Origin of the sequence: Pseudomonas sp. App30, from assembly GCF_047947025.1 — a bacterium.
Lineage (GTDB): Bacteria > Pseudomonadota > Gammaproteobacteria > Pseudomonadales > Pseudomonadaceae > Aquipseudomonas.
This window is the reverse complement of record NZ_CP133165.1, coordinates 1,099,738-1,120,602: the sequence shown is the minus strand read 5'-3', so window position 1 is coordinate 1,120,602 and position 20,865 is coordinate 1,099,738. Positions and strand designations below refer to the sequence as shown.

Sequence of the window (20,865 nt, the reverse complement as noted above, 5' to 3'; positions counted from 1 at the left end):
CGAGCCATGGAGGTAGAAAATTGGCTTGCTTGTGGCTGTATCTGTCCGGGGTGCCGCAAACCACTAAATGCTGCTAATGGTGGTCAGAAGGTCATCGCGCATTTTCGTCACGTTCAATCTGACGACTGCGTCAGTGGCTATAAAGAGGGTGTGCGTCGGGCGGCTGTATCTCTTATCGCTGCACGGCGACATCTAAATCTTCCGGCCTTTTGTAATCGGGTGAACGCCTCCACTGAATCTGGGCGCACCCTTTTTCGCGAAGTCGCGATCCCAGCACTGTCAGTTGAGGGGGGCTCAATCGAACGGTTCGTGGACCTTGGTGACGTCTTAGCCCATGCCGTCGTTACCGTTGCCAATCGGCAACTGCTAGTACGAATCAAAATTTTCGCTAGAGTAGAGCACGAGCGATACCGTCGGCTCACTAGGGTCCAAGCCTCTTCAATCGAGATCGACCTAAGTGGCCTCAGCCTGGAACAGATCAACGACCCTGTAGCATTTGAACGTGCAGTTCTATGGGATCCTGACAACAGGTCATGGATTCGATCGCTAAAGGGGGAAATGTTGATCAGACGTGCTGTCACCGAGCTAGCTGACGAAGTTACAGCCGAAAACAACCAGTGGAAGCTGGAGCAGGACCGCCAACATGAAATCGAAAAAGCAAAGCGAGTCGAGTATGAAACCATAGCAGCCGAGCATGCATCCGCGCTTGTAGGGCATCGGCAGGCTCAGTTGGCAGCTGCTCAGGAACAGTGTACTGCGCCCCCTCCAGCAAACGACGGGCGTGGCGCTCGCGAGCGGCGGGAAGAGCTTATTGTGAACCAAGTGCTGCGAGCAGTGCATGAGTGGGGTGGGCGTGCGGTAGAGTGTTCTGCATGCTACTTGCTCAGTCCGCCCGGGAGTCAGTTCTGCCCCTTCTGCGTCAGTGAGGCAAGCAAAATGGTATATGCTGAAATGCCACGCGACGTAGCAGCCACCATCCATCTTCGAATGCGCAGCTCTGCCAAGCCTGACCGATCCCTGCAAATGGCAGAGACTCTGCTAGTTCAGCCCGAATTTTTTGGCATCTCAAGCCGGCAGGTTGACACTAAGGCCTAATGATCCACCGAGCAGTGCTGTTCACCTGTTTCGACAGCAAACCAATATGACAGCACTGGACCTGTGCCTTGAATTTGACTTGACCACGAACCTCAAAAATTAAGCGTTTGTCTTAAAAAATCCTGACTGCTCATTCAGAACCTAACTAGGCGGCAGCTTTCAGGGAAGTGCCGAGCGACCGATCTTATAAATGCTGATCCGTTTATTTGTGTACGACAATGTACAAATAGACGTGACGTTCTTTCGTTCGGTACTATCGGCAACCTATGCTAGGAGCGCTGAAAGCTTTGGATGCGCAGGATCGAACATGAAAATTCCGCTTGTACGCCATGCCAGCTCGCACGCCTAATGAGGCGGCGCCCGCTCGCTGCACGTGCAGTAATGGAACCCAGGGATCAGGAGTAAGCAACTTGCGTATTACACCCCTCAGCGAAGGAAATATTCACGGGCCGGTGTTGGTCTGTCTGCCGGGGGCAATGTGTACTCCGCAAGTCTTTGAGAGTGCGGCACTGCTAAGCGGGTTTCCTGCGATTGGGCTTGGCTGGCTAGAGGGCGGAGGGACGCATGATCTTGACTCAATCGCCTCCCGCGTTTGCAACGCGATTGTCGACTTGCCCTCGGTAGTCCTCGTTGGTCACTCGCTAGGCACCTCGATTGCCATGCTGGTTGCGATGCAGGAATCGCAGTCTGGCTCCACTCGTATCAAGGGGCTTGTGCTCTCCAACAGTGGAGCAAATACCCGCGGTCATGGCGACATCACGAAGCTGGTCGAGCGGATTAGGCATGACTGGGGTGATGCATTTTGGGCCGCGTTTATTGCACGCTGCTTTCGAACGTTACCGAGTTCACCATTACTTGAGGAAGTACGTGCATATCCACAGCGATTGGATGGCAGCTGCGTGATTGAAGTTCTTCTCAGCCAACAAGCGATTGATTTCGTCCCGCTCCTACACATCCTTCCACGTGTTCCGACTGCCATAGTCCATGGGAAGCATGATCCAGCGCGCACAATCGCTCATGCTCATGAGATGGCCAACGGCATTGCTTGGGCCACGCTTCATGTCATGGATACTGGTCACACGTCTTGCGCAGAGGATCCTGTTGGATTTGCGAGCATTGTTCGCGACATTGCGCGGGCCGGCACCTAGGTCGTTACCGGTGGCATGGCATTTACGAAGCTGGGACGCCGTAGTTGGGGCCACAACGGGCCAGATCGTCGATGATGAAGCGACACACATTTCAAGTAGGCTAAAAAAGGGTTTCGAAAATCAGTTCGTCGAAACGTGCCGCTGTGTAGGCCGTCTTTTGAATCGTTACGAATTGATAGTCTTTACGAAATCGAGGGCCGAACGCAGCGCGTTACGATAGCGCTCTACGGTGCCCTGAATGTACACGCGTCACTGTCTGACCGGCGGGCTGTCGGCTGTGCAGCGCCTGCGCAGGGCGCTTGAGCTGCATTTAGCGCTGCATGAATCGATGGCGCTGAATTAGCTCCCTGATCAAGCCGTGGATGAAAGATTGCAACGAAGCTACGGTACACGCCCGTGCACGCAGTGTAGTCACCCTACTGAATATGGTGCCCAGGTATTTGCAGCAAGCGAACGTGTCGTTCCTGGATCCTGATGCCTATGATCATGCGAGCGCCTTGTTAATCCATGGTGAGTGCTCGCACGTGGGACCAGCTTTCAAAAAGCGACCTGGTCGAGTCATATCATCGATTAATCTCGTTGATGGCGCCCCCGGTTGTGTCCAGCCAGCTTTTCCGCCGGGCAAACAATTGCGGCGCCGCTTCATTGACTTCAGTGATCAACACGTCCACTTCAGCGTTTCGTAGTTGACCATCTTCCACCACCACCTGTCCTGCCACCATCGTCATGGCCACATCACCGCCTTGCACCGCATGCACCAGATTGTGGTGGAGGTTAGCCAATGGCCCTTGGGCGATGAGCGGTGTCATTCTAGGGGTGTCCACACGCACGGCGATAATGTCCGCCGCCTTGCCAACCTCCAGTGAGCCAATCAGGTGGTCCATGCCCAGGGCGCGGGCACCATCGATGGTGGCCATGCGGCAGATAGACCAGGCGTCCAGGGCTGCCGCGTTGAGCGTGGCGAACTTGGCTAGCAACGAGGACACTTTCATTTCCTCGAAAAGATCCAGGTTGTTGTTCTCCTTCTCGCCATCGGTGCCCAATCCGACGGCGATGCCCGCCGCCAGCATTCTTTCTACCGGGGCTGCGCCGGATGCCAACTTCATGTTGCTGACTGGATTGTGCGCCACACCGATATTTCTCCGGGCCATCAGCGCGATCTCCTGGTCGTCCACCCACACGCAATGAGCCAGTAACACGTTACTGGCCTCAAGCAGACCAAATTTCTCCAGTGCCTGAATGGGACGGATGCCATGGCGTCGTAGAGTCTCCTCCACATCAAAGCGGCTTTCGTTACTGTGAGTATGAAAGCCTACCTGGTGGGCCTTGCAGATGTCGGCGATGCGCTTGAAGGCTTGGGGGCGGGCATAAAACATGTGCTCCAGGCCAACCCAGACGCTGATGCGACCGTTCGCACCGCCATGCCAGCGATTGATCAAGGCCTCGTTGCCGTCCAAGGTCTCGAAGTAGTCATGGTCAGGGTGTTCAGCCACATAGGGCACCAAAACGACGCGTATGCCCAATTCGGCAGCGGCCTCGGCACTGCCATGCATATACCGCCACATATCCACTACGGTGGTGGTCCCTGATAGCAGGGCTTCGCTATAGCACAGCATGGAAGATAGTCGGGCCTCGGCGGGCAGCAGTACCTGGTGCATCGGGTCGATGTACCGTTGCAGCCACTCCCACACCGGCAACCCTTCGGCGGTGCCCCGCAGCATGCCGGAGTGACAGTGGGTATTGACCAGCCCGGGCATCAGCAGGCGATCAGTGAGTCGGCGAACCGGGAGCTGAGGGTGTCTGGGGAGCAGCAGGTGGGCGGGGCCCACGTCAGCGATCAGGCCATCTTTGATCCAAACTGCGCCATCTTCGATCACAGTGTTGTGGGCGTCCATGGTGAGCACGTAATCTGCCCGAAGGAGCTCGTTGGTCATCGTTCTAATCCTGTGTGCTTTAGAAAGTCTGTCGGGCATCAGTGGTCGTTCAGTGCGGCCGCGCGCCGGCTAGCTGCAGTGACAGTTGCAGCGTCGCTGAATCCGTTGAACAGTAGGTTGAGGATCAGCGCGCTGCACACGCAAAGAATGATCCCGCTTTCAGTAAACACCCGGCTCCACGCCGGCAGCGCCTGAAAATAGAGAGGCGACACCATCGGAATCATACCGATACCCACGCTGGTCGCCACGATTAGCAGATTGTGGCGCGATCGATCAAAGTCGACGGTGGATAGAATGCGTACCCCCATCAGCGTGACCATGCCGAACATGACCATGCCGGCCGCACCGAGTACGTACTGAGGGGTAGACGCTACGATGTAGGCCAATTTAGGAAACAGGCCCAGCCCCATGAGCATCAGTGCCCCGGCCACGCAAACATGGCGACTCTTGACACCGGTGATGGTCAACAGACCGATGTTTTGTGAGAAAGAGGTGTAGGGAAAAGCGTTGAAAACGCCGCCGATCATTGCACCCAGACCATCGGCACGTAGGCCGCGAACTAACCGCACAGGTGTGGTCGGGCGGTCTACCATCGTGCCCAGTGCCAGGAACATCCCGGTGGATTCAACCAGGGTGACCAGCATGACCAGGCACATGGAGACGATGGCGGCGCCATCGAAGGTCGGCACGCCAAACGCTAACGGGGTAATCATCGAAAACCAGGGGGTTTGGCCTAGGCCGTCAAGCACGATATCGCCGCGCAAGCACGCAACGCCAAAGCCCACCAGCACACCGAGCAACACCGCGACGTTGGCCAGAAAGCCTTTGGCAAAGCGGTTGATACCCAGGATCAGAGCCAATTGCAAGAGCGCGATACTCAGATAGACCGGGTTGCCGTAATCCGGGTTCGGGCTGCCGTCGGCCAGGGCGGGATGCCCACCGGCCGACCAGTCGATGCCTACACGCATCAGGCTGATGCCGATCACCAACAGGACCGTGCCAGTGACCACAGGCGGAAATAGGCGCAGAAGCCGCCCTATGACGGGTGCCACCAGAATTCCAAAGAGCCCTGAGGCGATGATTGCACCATATACGCCCGGCAAGCCGAGGGTTGGATTGACGGCGATGGCGATCATTGGCGTGATCGAGACGAAGGTCACACCCATCATGACCGGAAGTTGAATACCGAACAGCCGGCTGCCCGCGCATTGCAGTAACGTTGCCAGGCCAGCGCAGAACAAGTCAGCATTAATAATCAAGGTCAACTGCTCTTTGGGCAGTTTCAGGGCTGCACCGAATATCAGCGGTACGATGATGCACGCCGAATACATCACTAACACGTGTTGAAGGCCCAATATCACGGTTTGAACCAACGGTAGTCGTTGATCAACAGGGTGCACGGTAAGGGTCAATGTCCTCTCCTTGTTGCTATGGTCGAGGCAGTGTTGGTTGGGAAATCATTAGAATTATCGGCTGATGCCAGGCCAAAATGCGCTCAGTCGTCCCTGGTGTAAAAATGGGATCTATTGATTTTTTTTATGGTGTATCCATGAGGCTGTCCTTGGAGCAACTGACGGCGTTTTCGGCGGTGGCCAGTGAACGTTCTTTCTCGGCCGCGGCTCGCAAGCTGGGCAAGTCGCAGTCGGCGTTGAGCATTTCTGTCGCTAACCTTGAGATCGACCTGGGGGTGACCCTGTTCGATCGTACCCACCGTTATCCGCTCTTGACCAACGAAGGACGCGCGTTGCTGCGCGATGCCGACGCCATCTTGGGCCAGTGCTTTAACATGGAAAATCGTGCGAGCAGCCTGGCGCAAGAGCTGGAAACGGAGCTGGTGATCAGCCTTGACGATGCCGTCCATTACCAGGCGCTTGCTCCCGTGCTGGAGGAGTTTTCTCGACGCTTCAGCCATGTCGACCTGACGGTGCTCCATCCCTCCCGGCAGGATGCCCTCGGCTTGGTCGAGGCGGGCAAGGTGCTACTGGGGATCATGTGTACTCGGGCCCATTACCCGAAGGATCTGCAGTTCAAGCGCTTGGGCAGCGTTACCTTCTGCAATGTGGTTGCCCGCAATCATCCGTTAGCCCAGATGGGCCCCGTTAACTTCAACCAGTTGAGCAATTTCCGCCAGTTGGTCTATTTGCCTTTCCAGGACAACCTTCCTACCAGCGAGTACCTTAATTCGCCCAACCATTGGAGCTTCGAGAGTTATTTGACAATGATGAACCTGCTGAAGGAAGGGATGGGCTGGGCTAGCATACCTAGACAGCTCATGCGAGACCTGAGTGCAGATGGCAGGCTGGTTGAGCTGCAGTTGGAGGCGTACCCGTTCACGGACTGGACAGTTGGGGTAGATATGGTTTGGGCCTCACTGTTTCGGTTGGGTAAAGCAGGGACCTGGTTGCGGGAAAAACTGGGGCAGACTCGGTTAGTGAATATAAAAGCTTGAGACACTCCACTCTTCAGCCGGATGGCTGCCAGATCCATCGCGTTGATGCCGCCGAAAACGGCGGACCCCCGCTGTGACCGAGCTTGAAGAAATCGACCAATTTTCCTTTCGATTCCGATGCCCGCCCCGACGGTTTCTGTGTTTTGTTCCATGAAGTGTCTGCGATAGTTCATTGCATACAGGGCCTAAAAAACTATGTCGCCATTGAGTCACTGGAAAGGCGGGCACGGCATTTTGATGGCCTCTCGCCAAACAACTTCTGGTACTGGCTGCAGAAATAGCTGGTGTGCTCGAAACCCCACTGAGCCGCGATGTCGCTAATGCGGGCCTCGGGGTGGCTGCTCAACGCGCGCCGTGCTTCGTTGAGGCGGATGGAGCGCAGGTATTGCACCGGGTTGACGTCGGCCACGCTCTGGAAGCTGTACTGCAGGGTGCGTCGGGAGATCTCAGGCGTTTGCACAGGTCCACCAGGTTGCCGGCGCTTTGCGGTGCATCCATCACCAGTTCGTGGCAGCGCTGCACGATGTACTGGCGGGTGGTGAGGCTGATCGGGCGGGCCGGCAGGTTGTCGAGTTCGGCCAGCAGGCGTGCAGTGAGGTCCAGCAGTCGCGGTTTGATCGCGCTGTGCGTTGGCCCCATCAGCAACTCCACCAGTTCGCGGCACGCGCCCTGGTGGGCTGTCGACGTCAGGGCCATGCCCTGTACGACGTGGTTGGCGCGGCATCGGGCGAGGGCGCTGTAGCTGAGCAGGTCGGTCAGATCGGCATAGGGCACGGACAGGCCCAGCACGTCCATGCCGGCGCCAGTGACAGTGCGGAACTCGTGCTGGTTGGGCAGCAGATTGACCCCGTCCAGCACCCACGGCTGCTGGCTGCACCGCTGTGGCCACACCAGCGGTACGATCAGGTTAAGGTGGTCGCGCGGCAGTCGCATGTGCTGGATGGCAGCCTGGCTCAAACGCTCGCGGAACAGTCGCACGCTGCCCACGTCGCGCACCCACAGTGCGGCATCGACGGGGCCGTTGCTCAACTGGTCGTAGCGCTGGTCCCAGCCACTGAGGTGGCTGGCATGTTCGGACATGTCGGCGGACTGAAAAAACTGCTGCATCAGACAACCTGCGTGAGGGGTTGGACTGAAATTGCAATTGCCGTGCCTGTTGCGGGCGGTGGGTTCTTGGCGCTTCCATGTGCGCGTGCACCGCCCGGTCAACTTGGGCGCGAGTAGCCGGCTACTACACATACATGGGATTACTTTGGACGGACGTACTTGGCGCTCAAACCAGTGAACGAAGCCGCCATGCGCAAAGGCCTTGGCTACCCTGCGGGTGAATTGACTCTCGCCGTGATCGAGCAAGCATTGAGCTATGCGATACCACATAGCTCAAATATAGATTGGTCGGGATAGGTGCCCGAGTTTTACATTGAGCTATTCCCGGAGCGGTGTTGACGTGAAACAGCCCGGAGTACAATAACAATAGGGCAAACACAGCATGACACACGCAAGTTCATCACTATTGCGACTGTTCAGCCACCTCCCTATCGGCAGCAAGCTCACCCTCGGATCCGGTCTCGTGGTGTGCCCACCCCTCGTTGTCGCATCGACTACCCATCATTCGATCATGCTGCCAGGTAAACGCAGCGCGCAACTGCACAATCAAGCTGGTACTCCTGGAGTGGGGTAATGGCTGTGATCAAGGCCGTCGCAGACCAAACCATCGGCTTGGTGCTCAATCTTGCCATAACAGTGTGCTGCTTGTTCGCGACGTCGCCGAGCAGGGGGGCAGAGTAAATGCCAGCTTGCATGCCATCACTGCCGGGCTACGGCGTGTGGGCGATGAATTCAATGTGGCCGTCGGCCATTTCAACCTCAAAATGAAGAGTCGCATTGTTTGGCATCGCAAGGTGCTTACTGAAGCGTTCACAGGAGAAATCGAATGATCAAGATGGTCGCCGCCATGCGGCGCAAACCCGGAATGACCCACGCGGAGTGTCTCCAATATGTCGAGCATACCCACGGTGCGATTTCCCGTATCAAACCGTTAGGCTTGAAAAAATACATGCAGAACCACGTCTTCGATGGAGCATTTGGGGCGGAGTCCGATACGGGCTACCACCAGACATTCCATCGTGACTCCATTACCGAGCTGTATTTCGACGACTACGCAGGCCTCATAGAAACTTTCAGTGATCCACATACCCAGCAAAAGGTTGGGCCTGACGGCGCCAATTTCGCCGATCTGACTCGTCAGGCGGCGCAACTGATGAGCGAACGGGAGATAAAAGTACCTACGCCTGGGAAAGGTGGCGTGAAGGTCATGCACTTTCTAAAGCAGGCGCCTGGGGTGGACCTCCTCGCATTCGTCAGCGCCTGGGAGATCGCGCACCAGGCCGCACAGCAGCAGTGTCCAGAGTTTGCCCAAGCAGTGCGCCGGCACGTTCGTGCCGAGTACATTCCCGAGGGCGACAGAATCACCGCCTACTTCGGCCCGGACATTGAAGTCCATCAAGGGTTGGCCAGTTTTTGGTTCGAGGATGAGCGCGACCTGACGACGTTCCGCGCCTACCAGCGTCTGTTGATGCGGCTGCTGGGCGAAGACGGGGTAGTGGAGCCCCAAGGCTCTTTCTTCGTATACGCGAGGGAAGTCTCGATCATCGGAGGGGAGGCGTAGAAGCATCTGCAACAGGAAGCATTAACCAGTTTCGTCCAACAAGCGAACGAGAAAGAACTCAATGAATATCCTAGGGCTCGATACCTTGGTGTTCGGTGTCGATGATATTGCCGCCTGCGCTCGACATTTGCAGGATTATGGCTTGAGTACGGTCATGCTCGATGAGCGTGGCGGGCAGTTTGAAGCGCTGGATGGTACGTCGATCATCATCCGCCTCGCGGACGATCCGTCGCTGCCAGGGGCTATCGGTCCGGCACCTTCGCTGCGCGAAACCGTGTACGGAGTAACCGACCGTGCGACCTTGGAAGGCATCGCCACGAACCTGGCCACTGATCGGGCGGTATATCGACACGATGATGGCTCGGTGCATAGCACTGATGACATGGGCTTCGCGATTGCGTTCCAGCTCAGCGTGCGGCGCCCCTTTGTGGCGCCTGCGGATCTCACTAACGCCCCTGGGACGGCGCCACAGCGTGGCCTCAACCAGCTGGGAATCAGCCCGGATATGCCCGCGTTGCCGCGCTCCTTGTCCCATGTTGTTTATTTCGTACCCGATTGCGTCAAGGCAGAGGCTTTTTATATTCAGCGCCTAGGCTTCGTGACCACCGACCGGTTTACCGGCGTGGGGCCGTTCATGCGTCCGGCTGGCTCTGATGATCACCACTGCCTGTTCATGATCCAGACTCCGCCGCAGATGAAAGGCTGCGAGCATTTCACCTTCCATATGGGCAGTGGCACCGAGGTGATGCTAGCAGGAACGCGCTTTGCCGCAAGAGGCTGGACCAGTTTCTGGGGGCCAGGCAGGCATTTATATGGTTCCAACTGGTTCTGGTACTTCAACAGCCCGTTAGGGTGCCATATCGAGTACGACGCCGACATGGATAAGCATGACGAGAATTGGACTGCACGTGAGGCCTCGCTTTCGGCCGACGCTTCGCAACTATTTCTTTTTACCGCGCAGCCCAAGTGGGCACCTGGCGGTGGTCCCCATTGAGTGACTGGCCGCCGGACAAGACTTGGCAGGACCTTTACTTATGCAAGGCCAGTGACCTTCGGGAAGGCGAAGCCAAGGGGTTCGATCCTTGGCAGGAGGGACGCGACAGCATCTTGGTGCTGCGCCATGGCGGGCAGATCATAGGGTACCGTAATCGCTGCCCCCACCTGAACGTATCCATGGAGTACCGCAAGGACCGATTCCTGTCCGCAGATGGCCAGCGAATAATCTGCTATGCCCATGGTGCACATTTTGTGCCGGCCTCCGGCCTGTGCATTCATGGGCCCTGTCTTGGTAAAAGTCTAACGCCGGTGTGTTGTTTCGTGGACTCTACCGGCCGGGTATTTCTTTCCGGACAAGCTAGTTCCGGCTAGGCGCCAGGCTTCGAAAATGATCGGTAAAGTCTTGCCGGAGGACGCCAGCGTTCGCCAATGGAGCGACGGTGGTGGGCTCCGGCTGGGACATGGTGTCGAGTATCACGCGGCGTAACCAACGCAGCATAGGGTCGCACTCCATGCTTCGATGCCAGGTCATGCACTCGGTGATAGTCGGCAGTTTGACCGGAGCTGGAAGGATACGAAGTGGCATCAAAGCCGCGAATTGGATTGCCAGACGCCTGTGCATCGTTGCGATGCGATGTGTGCCGACCACCAGTTGCGGCAGGGTGGTAAAATTGTTTGTGACCACTTCGATTCGGCGAGCGCATCCATACTCGCTCATGAACCATTCCTCGATCCCCATCCGTCGATTGCGGCCAAATCCAGTCGCTACGTGCCCAGCCTCAAGATACTGTTCTAGCGAGAGTATTTCGCCAATCTCAGTGTTGTCTTTCCAGATAACGCAAACGTGCTCTTCGTCAAAAATACGTTCGGAGGGGTGTTCGCTGGTCAGGTACTGCTCAGGGCAAATCATGAGGTCTATTTCGCCCCGGCTGAGCAGATGGTACGACGTATCACCGGGAGAAATCAGTTCGAAACTGATCTGCGGAGCCTGCCGATAGGCTTCCTGAACCACTGTTGCGAATACGGTGCTGATGAGGTAATCCGAGATGATCAGCCGAAAGTGGCGTTTGCTGGTCGAGAGGTCGAGTACGGGCTTCGCGGTTATCGAGGACTGGATGGTGAGGAGTACTTCGCGAACGGGCAGTTCAAGCTGCTTTGCATAGGGCGTAGGTTGCATTGTGCGCCCCACCTGCACCAATAGTTCGTCGTCGAAATAGGCGCGCAGTCTGCTAAGTACTCCGCTGGTCGCCGATTGCGTCATATGCAGTCGCTCGGCTGCACGGGTGATGTTCTGTTCCTCCAGCAAAATGTCGAGAGCGAAAAGCAGGTTGAGATCCAGCTGGTGGAATCGCATCGGAGAAGTACCCTCATCATTGTATTTATTTTCGCGATACTTTCCATCCTAACTCGCGATTAGTCAAACGCCCCCCATCGCATTAACTTTCCTCCTACGGGTTCGCACCGAGCGATAGTCACACCTCGCTGCGAATCGGCGTCCAGCCCCGCTTTCGCAAGCCTTGAAAAACTCTAAAAAAACAAGAGACAGAAAAATGAGCGAAGTGAGCAAGGTTTTAATCGTGGGTGGTGGTATCGGTGGCTTGTGCGCCGCTATTGCGCTGCGCCGCAGGGGCATAGCGGTCGATGTAGTCGAGCTGAAAGCTAAATGGACCGTTTACGGTGTCGGCATCATCCAGCAAAGCAATGTGGTGCGTGAAATGTCCAGGCTAGGGCTGCTGGACGCCTACCTGGAGGCAGCTTACCCGTTCGAGGTCGTGAGTATCTCTGACCTGGACGGCAATGAGACTCGGATCCCTTCGCCGCGCTTGGCTGGCCCTGAATATCCTGCCAACGTCGGCATATCGCGGCTGGCACTGCATGAAGTACTGAGCAAAACGGCAATCGAGCTTGGCGCTGACGTACGCCTGGGGCTTAGCGTCGATGCGCTGGCACAGGACGCAGAAGGCGTCGATGTCGCATTCACCAACGGCACTCGCGGCCGTTACGCCCTTGTAGTGGGCGCCGATGGATTGTTCTCCAAGGTACGTAGCCTGATCTTCGGCGACCAGTACCAGCCGCGTTTCACCGGCCAGGCCGTTTGGCGCTACAACTTTGCCCGCCGCCCGGAAATCGATCATCTAGCCAACTTCCATGGCCGTGAAGGCGTCGCCGGCCTATGTCCGCTCGCCGACAACCTCATGTACATGTACCTGACTTCTTACGAGCCAGGCAACCCATGGAAGGAGCCGACGACCCTTGCGCAAGAGATGCGTGATCGCCTGGAAGGTTTTACCGGCCTGATCGGCGAGCTACGCGAACAGATCACCGACAGTGCCCAAGTGGTTTACAAGCCGATGGAGGTGGTGTTTGTCGACGAACCCTGGTTCAGGGGCCGGGTGCTGTTGATCGGTGACGCGGCGCACGCCACTACGCCCCACTTGGGCCAAGGCGCTGGTATGGCGATCGAAGACGCCGTAGTGCTGGGTGAGGAGCTCGGCGGCAGTGGCTCGCTGGCCGAGCAACTACAGCGTTTCATGGTCCGTCGCTTCGAACGCTGCAAGTTCATCAGCGAAAAGTCAGTGTTGGCAGGCGATAAAGAGATCGAAAAAGACCATAGCTTCGATCGGATCGGCCTGCTCAAGGACATGCTAAAGCTGACCGCGCAGCCTGTTTAGCACAAAAGGTTCCATCCAAGGGCAGAGGGGGGCCCCTTGCCTGGCAGTACCCACAAGGTCTAACAACAACAAAAGGTCGCAATAATGACGACTAACAAGATCGTTTCGCCCCGGCGTCGCTGCACCGACTCGTCACTCCATATGAAGCTCACGCTGCTGGCAGCGCTGATCGCTTCGCCTACCGTATACGCCTTTGAGATCGATACCAGCGTACCTGACCTCAGCGTACGCTGGGACAACTCGCTGAAATATAGCGCAGCTTGGCGCACCCGTGCGCAAAGCGGCCAGTTGACCGAGGGGAGCACCGCGCTCAACCAGGATGACGGTGACCGTAACTTCGATAAAGGCCTGATCTCCAACCGCTTGGACCTGCTATCGGAGCTGGACGTGGTGTACCGCGACGTGGGCGTGCGCGTCAGTGGTGCCGCGTGGTACGACGATGTCTACAACAAGAGCACCGATAACGGTTCGGCAGACCGGGCCAACAGTTATTCGGTGCCCTATGACCATTTCACCGACGATACCCGCGACGTGCATGGGCGCAAGGCCGAGTTGCTGGATGCTTTCGTGTTCGGCAAGACCGACCTGGGGGGTATGGCCGCCAGTGGGCGGGTAGGGCAGTACGCAATGCAGTGGGGCGAAAGCCTGTTCTATGGGCAGAATGGCATCGCCGGTGGAATGGCGCCGGTTGATGTGGTGAAAGCCTTGTCGGTACCCAATAGTCAGTTCAAGGAGATCATTCGGCCGGTCAAGCAGATGTCCGGCCAGCTGCAGATCACGCCAGACGTTTCCGTGGGTGCCTACTATCAATTCGAGTGGGAGGAAAATCGGCTTCCTGCGGCGGGGAGTTATTTTTCCAGCACCGATACCTTCGGCGAGGGTAACGAAAGGCTCTTCATTGGTGGTCCAGTCATCCCCGGTGGGCAGAACCTGGCGTTTTACCATGGTCAAGACAAGGATGCGCGCAATTCGGGACAGGGCGGCGTACAGCTGCGCTGGCGGACCGAAACCGTGGATTGGGGCTTCTACGCGATCCGTTACCACGACAAGAACCCCCAATTGAACATTCGCCCCGACCTGGCAGCGCTCAACCCGGTGACCGGCCAGGCCGGTTCGTACTACTGGGTTTACCCGGAAGGTATCGAGAGCATTGGCGCGAGCTTCTCCACTGCCATCAACAACTACAACCTGGCCGGTGAGATTTCCACCCGCTGGAACCAGCCGCTGGCGTCCACTATGCAGCGAGTATTGCTGGTGGGTGAGGGAATCGATAACGACCGAAACCCGCTGTATGCCACGGGTCGTACCCTGCATGCGAACTTCTCCTGGCTGGCGACGCTCGATCCTTCGTTCATTTCACGGGAGGCGAACCTGCTGGGCGAGGTTGCTTGGAACCGCACGCTCAGCGTCAGCAAAAACGCCGATGCCGTGGACCCCAACGCCGATCGCGATGCCTGGTCGGTGCGCACGGTATATGAACCCATGTACCGCCAGGCCTTCGCCGGCTTGGACCTCAGTGTGCCAATGGGCGTGAGTTTTACCCATGGGGCGTCATCGGCACTGGGTACCGCGTTCGGCCCTAACCGTGGCGGCGATATCAACATCGGCCTCAAAGGCAACTATCTCAACGTCTGGAATATCGGCTTGACCTACACCCATTACTACGGTCCAGCCGGCACATTCCTGGACGCCAGCAGCAACTACAGCTTCGACCAAACCAGCAAGGACCGCGATTTCGTCGCGTTCAGCCTCAGTCGTACTTTCTGAGCCCAAGGGTAGCGAAATGAAAAACTATAAGAAATTACTTTGCATGCTGAGTGCTCTGAGCGCGTCGTTGCTCATGGCCAATGGAGTTCTCGGCGCCGTTTCTGTCGATGAGGCTGCCAAGCTCAAGACTACGCTGACGCCGATGGGGGCCGAGCGCGGTGCCAACGCCGATGGCTCGATTCCCGGGTGGGATGGTGGTTACACCACCGTGGACAAAAGCTTGGCGGTCGGCAAGCGCGGCGATCCGTTCTCCGCCGACAAGCCGCTGTTCACCATCACCGCGCAGAATATGAGCCAGTACGCCGATAAGCTGGCCCCCGGCATCCAGGCGATGTTCAAGAAGTACCCCGACAGCTACCGGCTGGACGTATACGCCACGCGGCGTACCGCGGCGGCGCCGGCGTCCGTCTACGAACAGACGTTCAAGAACGCCACCACGGTCAAGATCGTCGATAGCGCGGGTGGCCCGATGCCGGAAGCGACAGCCCAGGGCGGAATTCCTTTCCCCATTCCCAAGGATGGAGTGGAGGCGATCTGGAATCACCTGCTGCGTTGGCGCGGTGTCTCCTGGCGGGAAACCGCATCGCAGTATCTGGTGACCTCGGATGGCAAGCCGGTGCTGACGTCGGTGGGACTGGGTGAATTCCAGATGCCGTACTATCTGCCCGGCGGCAGTGCCGAAGGGACGTTCTGGACGGTGCGCCTGGTCAACTCCGGCCCACCGCTGCGGGCTGGCGAGGGCATAGTCGGGCGTATCGATCTGGACCAGGACAAAAGTGCGGCGTGGACCTACCTGCCAGGGCAGCGGCGTGTGCGCAAGCTTCCCAATGCCTGCTGCGATACGCCAACGCCTTCGACCGCCGGTGTGATGAGCTTCGACGAGTTGTCGGTATTCGATGGCCGCATTGATCGCTTCAACTGGAAGCTGGTGGGTAAAAAAGAAATGTACCTGCCCTATAACGACAACAAGATATTCACCGTTGCCGAGCCTACCGCGCTGCTCGATAAGCACCACCTGACTCAGCAGTCGCAACGCTGGGAGCTGCACCGGGTGTGGGTGGTGGAGGCAACGCTGGCCGCCGGGAAGCGACACGTGCTGCCCAAGAGCACGTACTACCTGGATGAAGACACCTGGACGGCCGTGTTGGGTGAGCGCTATGACCAGCAAGGCCAGCTCGTCAAGGTGATCTGGCAGCCAATGGTAGCTATGCCTGATATCCCTGCAACCACTGCCTCCATGGCCGGGTTCTACGACCTCATTTCGGGTAGCTGGTTCGCCTTAAATATCCCGTCGGGAGCCAAGGAGCAGTACCACATCGTCAGCCCAGTCAAGGATTCGACGTTCACCCCCGATGCAATGGCGGGCGAAGGTATTCGTTGACCCACAGCAGCGCTTGCTCTTGGAGTAATCGAACAGCAATTAGGGGTGTGAGCGATGAAATCTGGATTTTTCGGGCTGTGGATCGCCGCCGGCTGTGCCTTGGTGCTGGGTAGCGCCGGGGCCAGCCAGCCGGGCAACGACGCGTTGAGCACGCCAGCGGTACTCACCGCCAAGTCCGACCGCGCGGTCTTGCAAGCGATTACCCGCGCAGGTCAACGCATGGTAGCAGTGGGCGAGCGTGGGCTAGTGCTGCTGTCGGACGACAATGGGCAAAGCTGGCGGCAAGCCAGTGTGCCAGTCGGCTGCACGCTGACCGCCGTGCAGTTCGTGGATGCAGCAAACGGCTGGGCGGTCGGGCATGCAGGGGTGATCCTGCATTCGTCCGATGGTGGTGAACGCTGGACCGTACAACTCGATGGCCGGCAGGCGGCTCAGCTGGAATTGACCGCGGCCTCGGCCGAAGCAACGGATGTTGCTGCACAGCAGCGAATATCGGCAGCGCGACGCTTGGTGGAGGATGGTGCTGACAAGCCTTTCCTCGCCCTGGCATTCGCCGATGCCAACCACGGCACTGCGGTCGGCGCCTTTGGTCTGGCCTTCCATACGGACGACGGTGGCGCCACCTGGGCCTCCTGGATGGGGCGACTGCCCAATCCTCAGGGCCTGCACCTGTATGCAGTGGCGCAGGCCGGGCAGCAGATTTACCTGGTGGGAGAACAGGGTCTGGTGTTGCGTTCTGGTGACGGCGGCGAGCGCTTCGATGCGCTAGCAAGCCCTTACGAAGGTAGTTATTTCAGTGCGGCATTATTGCCTGCTGGTGGCCTGGTCATTGCTGGCCTGCGCGGCAAGGTGTTCTTCTCCGATGATCAGGGCCAGAGCTTTCGGCCAGTCACTGGCTCGGCCGCTGTGTCAGTCAATGCGATCACCATGACGGGCGACCGGCTGATGTTCGTTGACCAGGCGGGTGGCGTGTTTCAGAGCGACGTGACGAAATTGCACCTCACCCCCTTGCAAACACCCCCCGGGCATCCCCTGACCGACGTGGCACAGGCGCCTGACGGTAGCCTGACCGGCGTAGGGTTTACCGGGGTCACGCGGTTTTCGCCAGCGGTGGCGGCAGCACAGTCGATTGCGGAGTAAACCATGCAACCCTCGAATCATTCTTCAGCCGCTCGCCCGGCCAATGGCGTTGGCGAATTCGACACAGCGTCAGGCTCACTGCTGGAGCGTGCGCTGTTTAACCATCGTCAGTTGGTGCTATTGCTGTGCGTGTTGGCCACCCTTGTGTTGGGATGGCAGGCCACGCGTCTGCAACTCAATGCCAGCTTCGAAAAGATGATCCCCAGTGATCATCCCTTCATCGTCAACTATCTGGAGCACCGCAAGGATCTCTCCGGCCTGGGCAACGCAGTACGCATCGCGGTGGTGAACAAGGCAGGCACCGGTATCTACGACAAGGATTACTTGCAGACCTTGCAGCGCCTCAACGATGAAGTGTATCTGCTGCCAGGCGTGGACCGGGCCTTCATGAAGTCGCTCTGGACTCCCGCCACCCGTTGGGTAGGCGTAACCGAAGAGGGACTTGAAGGGGGGCCGGTCATCCCGGATGGCTACGATGGTAGCGCCAAGAGCCTCGACGCGCTGCGCCGCAACGTCGAGCGTTCCAATGAGATTGGCCAGTTGGTGTCGTTCGACCAGCAGTCGAGCATCATCTATGTCCCGCTCCTTGCCACTACGCCGGACGGTAGCGCCCTGGATTACAGCACTGTGTCGTCGCAGCTCGACGCATTGCGCAGCAAATACCAGAGCGACCGCGTCGAGGTGCGCATCACGGGGTTCGCCAAGGTCGTAGGTGATCTCATCGCTGGTCTGCGGCAGATACTCATGTTCTTCGCCGCAGCTATTGTGATCACCGGGATAGTGCTGTTCTGGTACACCCGCTGTCTGCGCAGCACCGCGCTGGTCTTGATCTGTTCGTTGATCGCGGTGGTCTGGCAACTGGGATTGCTGCCGCTGCTCGGTTACGAACTGGATCCGTATTCGGTACTGGTCCCATTCCTGGTGTTCGCCATCGGTATGAGCCACGGTGCTCAGAAAATGAACGGCATCATGCAGGATATCGGCCGCGGTATGCACCAACTCGTGGCGGCGCGGTTCACCTTCCGCCGGCTGTTCCTCGCGGGCCTCACCGCGTTGCTGTGCGACGCAGTGGGTTTCGCGGTGCTGATGATCATCAAGATCCAAGTCATCCAGGACCTCGCCGTGATCGCCAGCATCGGCGTTGCGGTACTGGTGTTCACCAACTTGATCCTGCTGCCAGTGCTGCTGTCGTATATCGGCGTCAGCGAAGTCGCAGCGCGGCGCAGCCTGCGCGCGGAGGCGGCGGAGCGTGCCGGCCAGGAAAAGCATCGGGTGTGGAAATTCCTCGACCTGTTCACCCACAAACGTTGGGCGACGTCCTGCGTCGTTGTCGCGGGGCTGATGGCCGCAGGCGGATATTGGGTCAGTTTGCACTTGAAGATCGGCGACCTGGATTCCGGTGCCCCGGAGCTGCGCGCCGACTCGCGCTACAACCAGGACAACCGCTATGTCACCCAGCACTACGGTGCCAGCAGTGACGTGTTTGCGGTCATGGTCAAAACCCCTCCCGGCGGTTGTGCATCCTATGACACGCTGCGCCGGGTAGACAACCTCGACTGGCAACTGCGAGGCCTGGAAGGGGTCGACTCGACCAATTCGCTGGCGCTGCTCAATCGCCGAGTCCTGGTGGGCCTCTCCGAAGGCAGCCCCAAATGGTACGAACTGCTGAATAACCAGACCACTTTGAACATGGTCACCGCCGGCGCGCCGCGTGGGCTGTACAACGATGACTGCAGCCTGCTGACCCAGTACGCCTACCTGTCGGACCACAAGGCGGACACGCTCGAACGGGTGGTCGATAGCGTCTCAGCCTTTGCCAAGGTCAACGACAGCGACCAGGCCCAGTTTCTCCTGGCGGCAGGTAGCGCGGGAATCGAGGCGGCCACCAATATCGTGGTCAAACAGGCCAGCCGCGAGATGCTCTGGTGGGTTTACGGCGCTGTGGTACTGCTGTGCATGGTGACCTTCCGCTCGTGGCGCGCGGTGCTCTGTGCGGTGTTGCCACTGATGCTCACCTCGGTACTTTGCGAGGCCCTGATGGTGTGGCTAGGGATTGGAGTCAAGGTTGCCACGTTGCCAGTGATCGCCTTGGGCGTGGGTATCGGCGTCGATTACGCGTTGTATGTCATGAGCATCGTACTCGGCCAACTGCGCAATGGCGCGAGCCTGTCGGAAGCCTATTACCGGGCGCTGCTGTTTACCGGCAAGGTGGTGATGTTGACCGGTGTGACACTGGCCATAGGCGTGGGCACCTGGGTGCTGTCGCCGATCAAATTCCAGGCAGATATGGGGATACTGCTGGCGTTCATGTTCATCTGGAACATGATTGGCGCGCTTATCCTGCTGCCCGCGCTTGCCTATTTCCTCCTGCCAGTGCAAAAGCAGGATGTTCAGGCCGCAAGCGAAACCTGCGATATCCCACAGCTTGAGGGCGCAAGCCCCCCACCAACAGTGGTCCCACAGCGTGTGGCACGGCGCAAAGTATGCGGCAGCGTCGAACCCGTTGGCCTGGACGTCTGCAAGACAATAAGAAAGAGGTGATTAGCGATGAAATATCTACTCAATACCTGGTACGTCGCTGCATGGGCCGACGAGATTTCGGCAGCAGATCTGTTGGCGCGCACGCTGCTGGAGCAACCCATCCTGTTCTTCAGGGACAGCCAGGGCAGCGTGCAGGCGATCTACGACCGTTGCCCTCATCGTTTTGCTCCGCTGCATGAAGGGAAACGCGTGGGTGACAGTATCCAGTGTGCTTATCACGGCCTGCATTTTGACGGCAGCGGTGCCTGCGCGCACAACCCCCATGGCGACGGCAAGATTCCAAAGGCCGCCTGCGTGCGGTCCTACCCGGTGGTCGAGCGAGATGGGTTGATCTGGTTCTGGCCGGGCGATGTGGCGCTCGCCGATGAAAGCAGCATTGCTGATTTCGCGTTCTACCAGCAGGCGCCCGCAGCGGCCAAGGGCAAGGGCTATCTGCCGACCAAGGCGAACTATGAGTTGCTGTCCGACAACATCATGGACCTGAGTCATGTCGATTATCTGCATCCCGATACGTTGGGGGGCGGCGCTTTGTCCAGCGCCCGTGCCGAGGTTCAAGAGCTGCCCGACAACAAGGTGCGTATCAGTTGGTGGGCGCCTAACGAAGCTCCTCCACCGGCGTTCGGCGCACACCTGAAGGATCCCAGCATTGCTGACGTGTGGGCTGACGTCGTGTGGCACCCGCCGGGCTACATGCTCCTCAGGAGCGGCGCCACGGAGCCGGGGGCCGCGGTCGAGGACGGCCCGCATTCGGTCAACCTGCATTTGATGACGCCGCAGGATGCGGGCAATACCCATTATTTCTACGCTAACACCCGCAGTTTCGAACGTGACAATCAGCCGCTCAATGACTTTATCCAACAGATGCTGCTGGGCGTGTTTGCCAATGAAGACAAGCCCATGGTCGAGGCGCAGCAACGCCAGATGGGCAATGTCGATCTGCTGGGTTTGAACCCTGTGCTGCTGCCTGTCGATGCCGGCGCCATTCGGTGCCGGCGAGTACTCAAGCGCTTGATCGACAGCGAATCGGCTGTGCTGCAAGCCAAGAGCGCCTGACCACAGATCGTCCAGATTCCG

General features: G+C 58.3%; 16 protein-coding genes. 11 read left to right on the top strand and 5 right to left on the bottom strand.

Annotation, left to right across the window (positions count from 1 at the left end):
- Positions 1 to 1,505: 1,505 nt before the first annotated feature.
- Positions 1,506 to 2,243, top strand: coding sequence for an alpha/beta fold hydrolase (locus tag RAM80_RS04910; protein ID WP_416425113.1), 738 nt, complete (start codon positions 1,506 to 1,508; stop codon positions 2,241 to 2,243).
- A gap of 563 nt (positions 2,244 to 2,806) precedes the next feature.
- On the opposite strand, the gene RAM80_RS04905 is transcribed toward RAM80_RS04910, so the two are convergent.
- Positions 2,807 to 4,177 (bottom strand): amidohydrolase family protein, encoded by a 1,371-nt coding sequence (locus tag RAM80_RS04905; RefSeq protein WP_416425112.1) that lies wholly within the window; start codon positions 4,175 to 4,177, stop codon positions 2,807 to 2,809.
- 38 nt (positions 4,178 to 4,215) lie between these two features.
- Positions 4,216 to 5,589, bottom strand: coding sequence for a nucleobase:cation symporter-2 family protein (locus RAM80_RS04900; RefSeq protein WP_416425111.1), 1,374 nt, complete (start codon positions 5,587 to 5,589; stop codon positions 4,216 to 4,218).
- Between the two features lie 137 nt (positions 5,590 to 5,726).
- Here RAM80_RS04900 and RAM80_RS04895 point away from each other — a divergent pair, with 137 nt between their 5' ends.
- Positions 5,727 to 6,626, top strand: a complete 900-nt coding sequence (locus RAM80_RS04895; RefSeq protein WP_416425110.1) for a LysR family transcriptional regulator — start codon at positions 5,727 to 5,729, stop codon at positions 6,624 to 6,626.
- A 193-nt stretch (positions 6,627 to 6,819) separates the two neighbouring features.
- Here the strand turns inward: RAM80_RS04895 and RAM80_RS04890 are convergent, their stop codons facing one another.
- A complete protein-coding gene (locus tag RAM80_RS04890) occupies positions 6,820 to 7,017 on the bottom strand; it encodes a helix-turn-helix domain-containing protein (protein WP_416427414.1) in 198 nt (65 codons plus the stop codon).
- The gene (locus RAM80_RS04885; RefSeq protein ID WP_416425109.1) at positions 6,969 to 7,733 is read right to left on the bottom strand and encodes a hypothetical protein; all 765 of its coding nucleotides are present in this window, start codon (positions 7,731 to 7,733) and stop codon (positions 6,969 to 6,971) included. The genes RAM80_RS04890 and RAM80_RS04885 overlap by 49 nt, the downstream gene beginning before the upstream one ends.
- Positions 7,734 to 8,559: 826 nt before the next feature.
- Here RAM80_RS04885 and RAM80_RS04880 point away from each other — a divergent pair.
- The 3 genes from RAM80_RS04880 (at position 8,560) to RAM80_RS04870 (ending at position 10,662) form a co-directional block, all read left to right on the top strand.
- Positions 8,560 to 9,294 (top strand): EthD domain-containing protein, encoded by a 735-nt coding sequence (locus RAM80_RS04880; protein ID WP_416425108.1) that lies wholly within the window; start codon positions 8,560 to 8,562, stop codon positions 9,292 to 9,294.
- A gap of 61 nt (positions 9,295 to 9,355) precedes the next feature.
- Positions 9,356 to 10,288 carry a VOC family protein gene (locus tag RAM80_RS04875; protein WP_416425107.1) on the top strand — a complete coding sequence of 311 codons (933 nt, stop codon included), beginning with the start codon at positions 9,356 to 9,358 and terminating at the stop codon, positions 10,286 to 10,288.
- The gene (locus tag RAM80_RS04870) at positions 10,261 to 10,662 is read left to right on the top strand and encodes a Rieske (2Fe-2S) protein (protein WP_416425106.1); all 402 of its coding nucleotides are present in this window, start codon (positions 10,261 to 10,263) and stop codon (positions 10,660 to 10,662) included. The genes RAM80_RS04875 and RAM80_RS04870 overlap by 28 nt, the downstream gene beginning before the upstream one ends.
- On the opposite strand, the gene RAM80_RS04865 is transcribed toward RAM80_RS04870, so the two are convergent.
- A complete protein-coding gene (locus RAM80_RS04865) occupies positions 10,649 to 11,644 on the bottom strand; it encodes a LysR family transcriptional regulator (RefSeq protein ID WP_416425105.1) in 996 nt (331 codons plus the stop codon). The two genes, RAM80_RS04870 and RAM80_RS04865, sit on opposite strands and share 14 nt — an antisense overlap.
- Before the next feature lie 196 nt (positions 11,645 to 11,840).
- On the opposite strand from RAM80_RS04865, the gene RAM80_RS04860 reads away from it, so the two are divergent.
- The 6 genes from RAM80_RS04860 (at position 11,841) to RAM80_RS04835 (ending at position 20,844) form a co-directional block, all read left to right on the top strand.
- A complete protein-coding gene (locus tag RAM80_RS04860) occupies positions 11,841 to 12,962 on the top strand; it encodes an FAD-dependent oxidoreductase (RefSeq protein ID WP_416425104.1) in 1,122 nt (373 codons plus the stop codon).
- Positions 12,963 to 13,103: 141 nt separating this feature from the next.
- Complete coding sequence (locus RAM80_RS04855; RefSeq protein WP_416427413.1) at positions 13,104 to 14,729, top strand: DUF1302 domain-containing protein; 1,626 nt, start codon at positions 13,104 to 13,106, stop codon at positions 14,727 to 14,729.
- A gap of 16 nt (positions 14,730 to 14,745) precedes the next feature.
- The gene (locus RAM80_RS04850; protein WP_416425103.1) at positions 14,746 to 16,110 is read left to right on the top strand and encodes a DUF1329 domain-containing protein; all 1,365 of its coding nucleotides are present in this window, start codon (positions 14,746 to 14,748) and stop codon (positions 16,108 to 16,110) included.
- Between the two features lie 54 nt (positions 16,111 to 16,164).
- On the top strand, positions 16,165 to 17,250 hold the full coding sequence (locus RAM80_RS04845) for a WD40/YVTN/BNR-like repeat-containing protein (RefSeq protein ID WP_416425102.1): 1,086 nt from the start codon (positions 16,165 to 16,167) through the stop codon (positions 17,248 to 17,250).
- A 3-nt stretch (positions 17,251 to 17,253) separates the two neighbouring features.
- Positions 17,254 to 19,791: an efflux RND transporter permease subunit gene (locus tag RAM80_RS04840; protein WP_416425101.1), complete on the top strand. Its 2,538-nt coding sequence runs from the start codon at positions 17,254 to 17,256 to the stop codon at positions 19,789 to 19,791.
- 6 nt (positions 19,792 to 19,797) lie between these two features.
- On the top strand, positions 19,798 to 20,844 hold the full coding sequence (locus RAM80_RS04835) for a Rieske 2Fe-2S domain-containing protein (protein WP_416425100.1): 1,047 nt from the start codon (positions 19,798 to 19,800) through the stop codon (positions 20,842 to 20,844).
- The last annotated feature ends 21 nt before the right edge of the window (positions 20,845 to 20,865 follow it).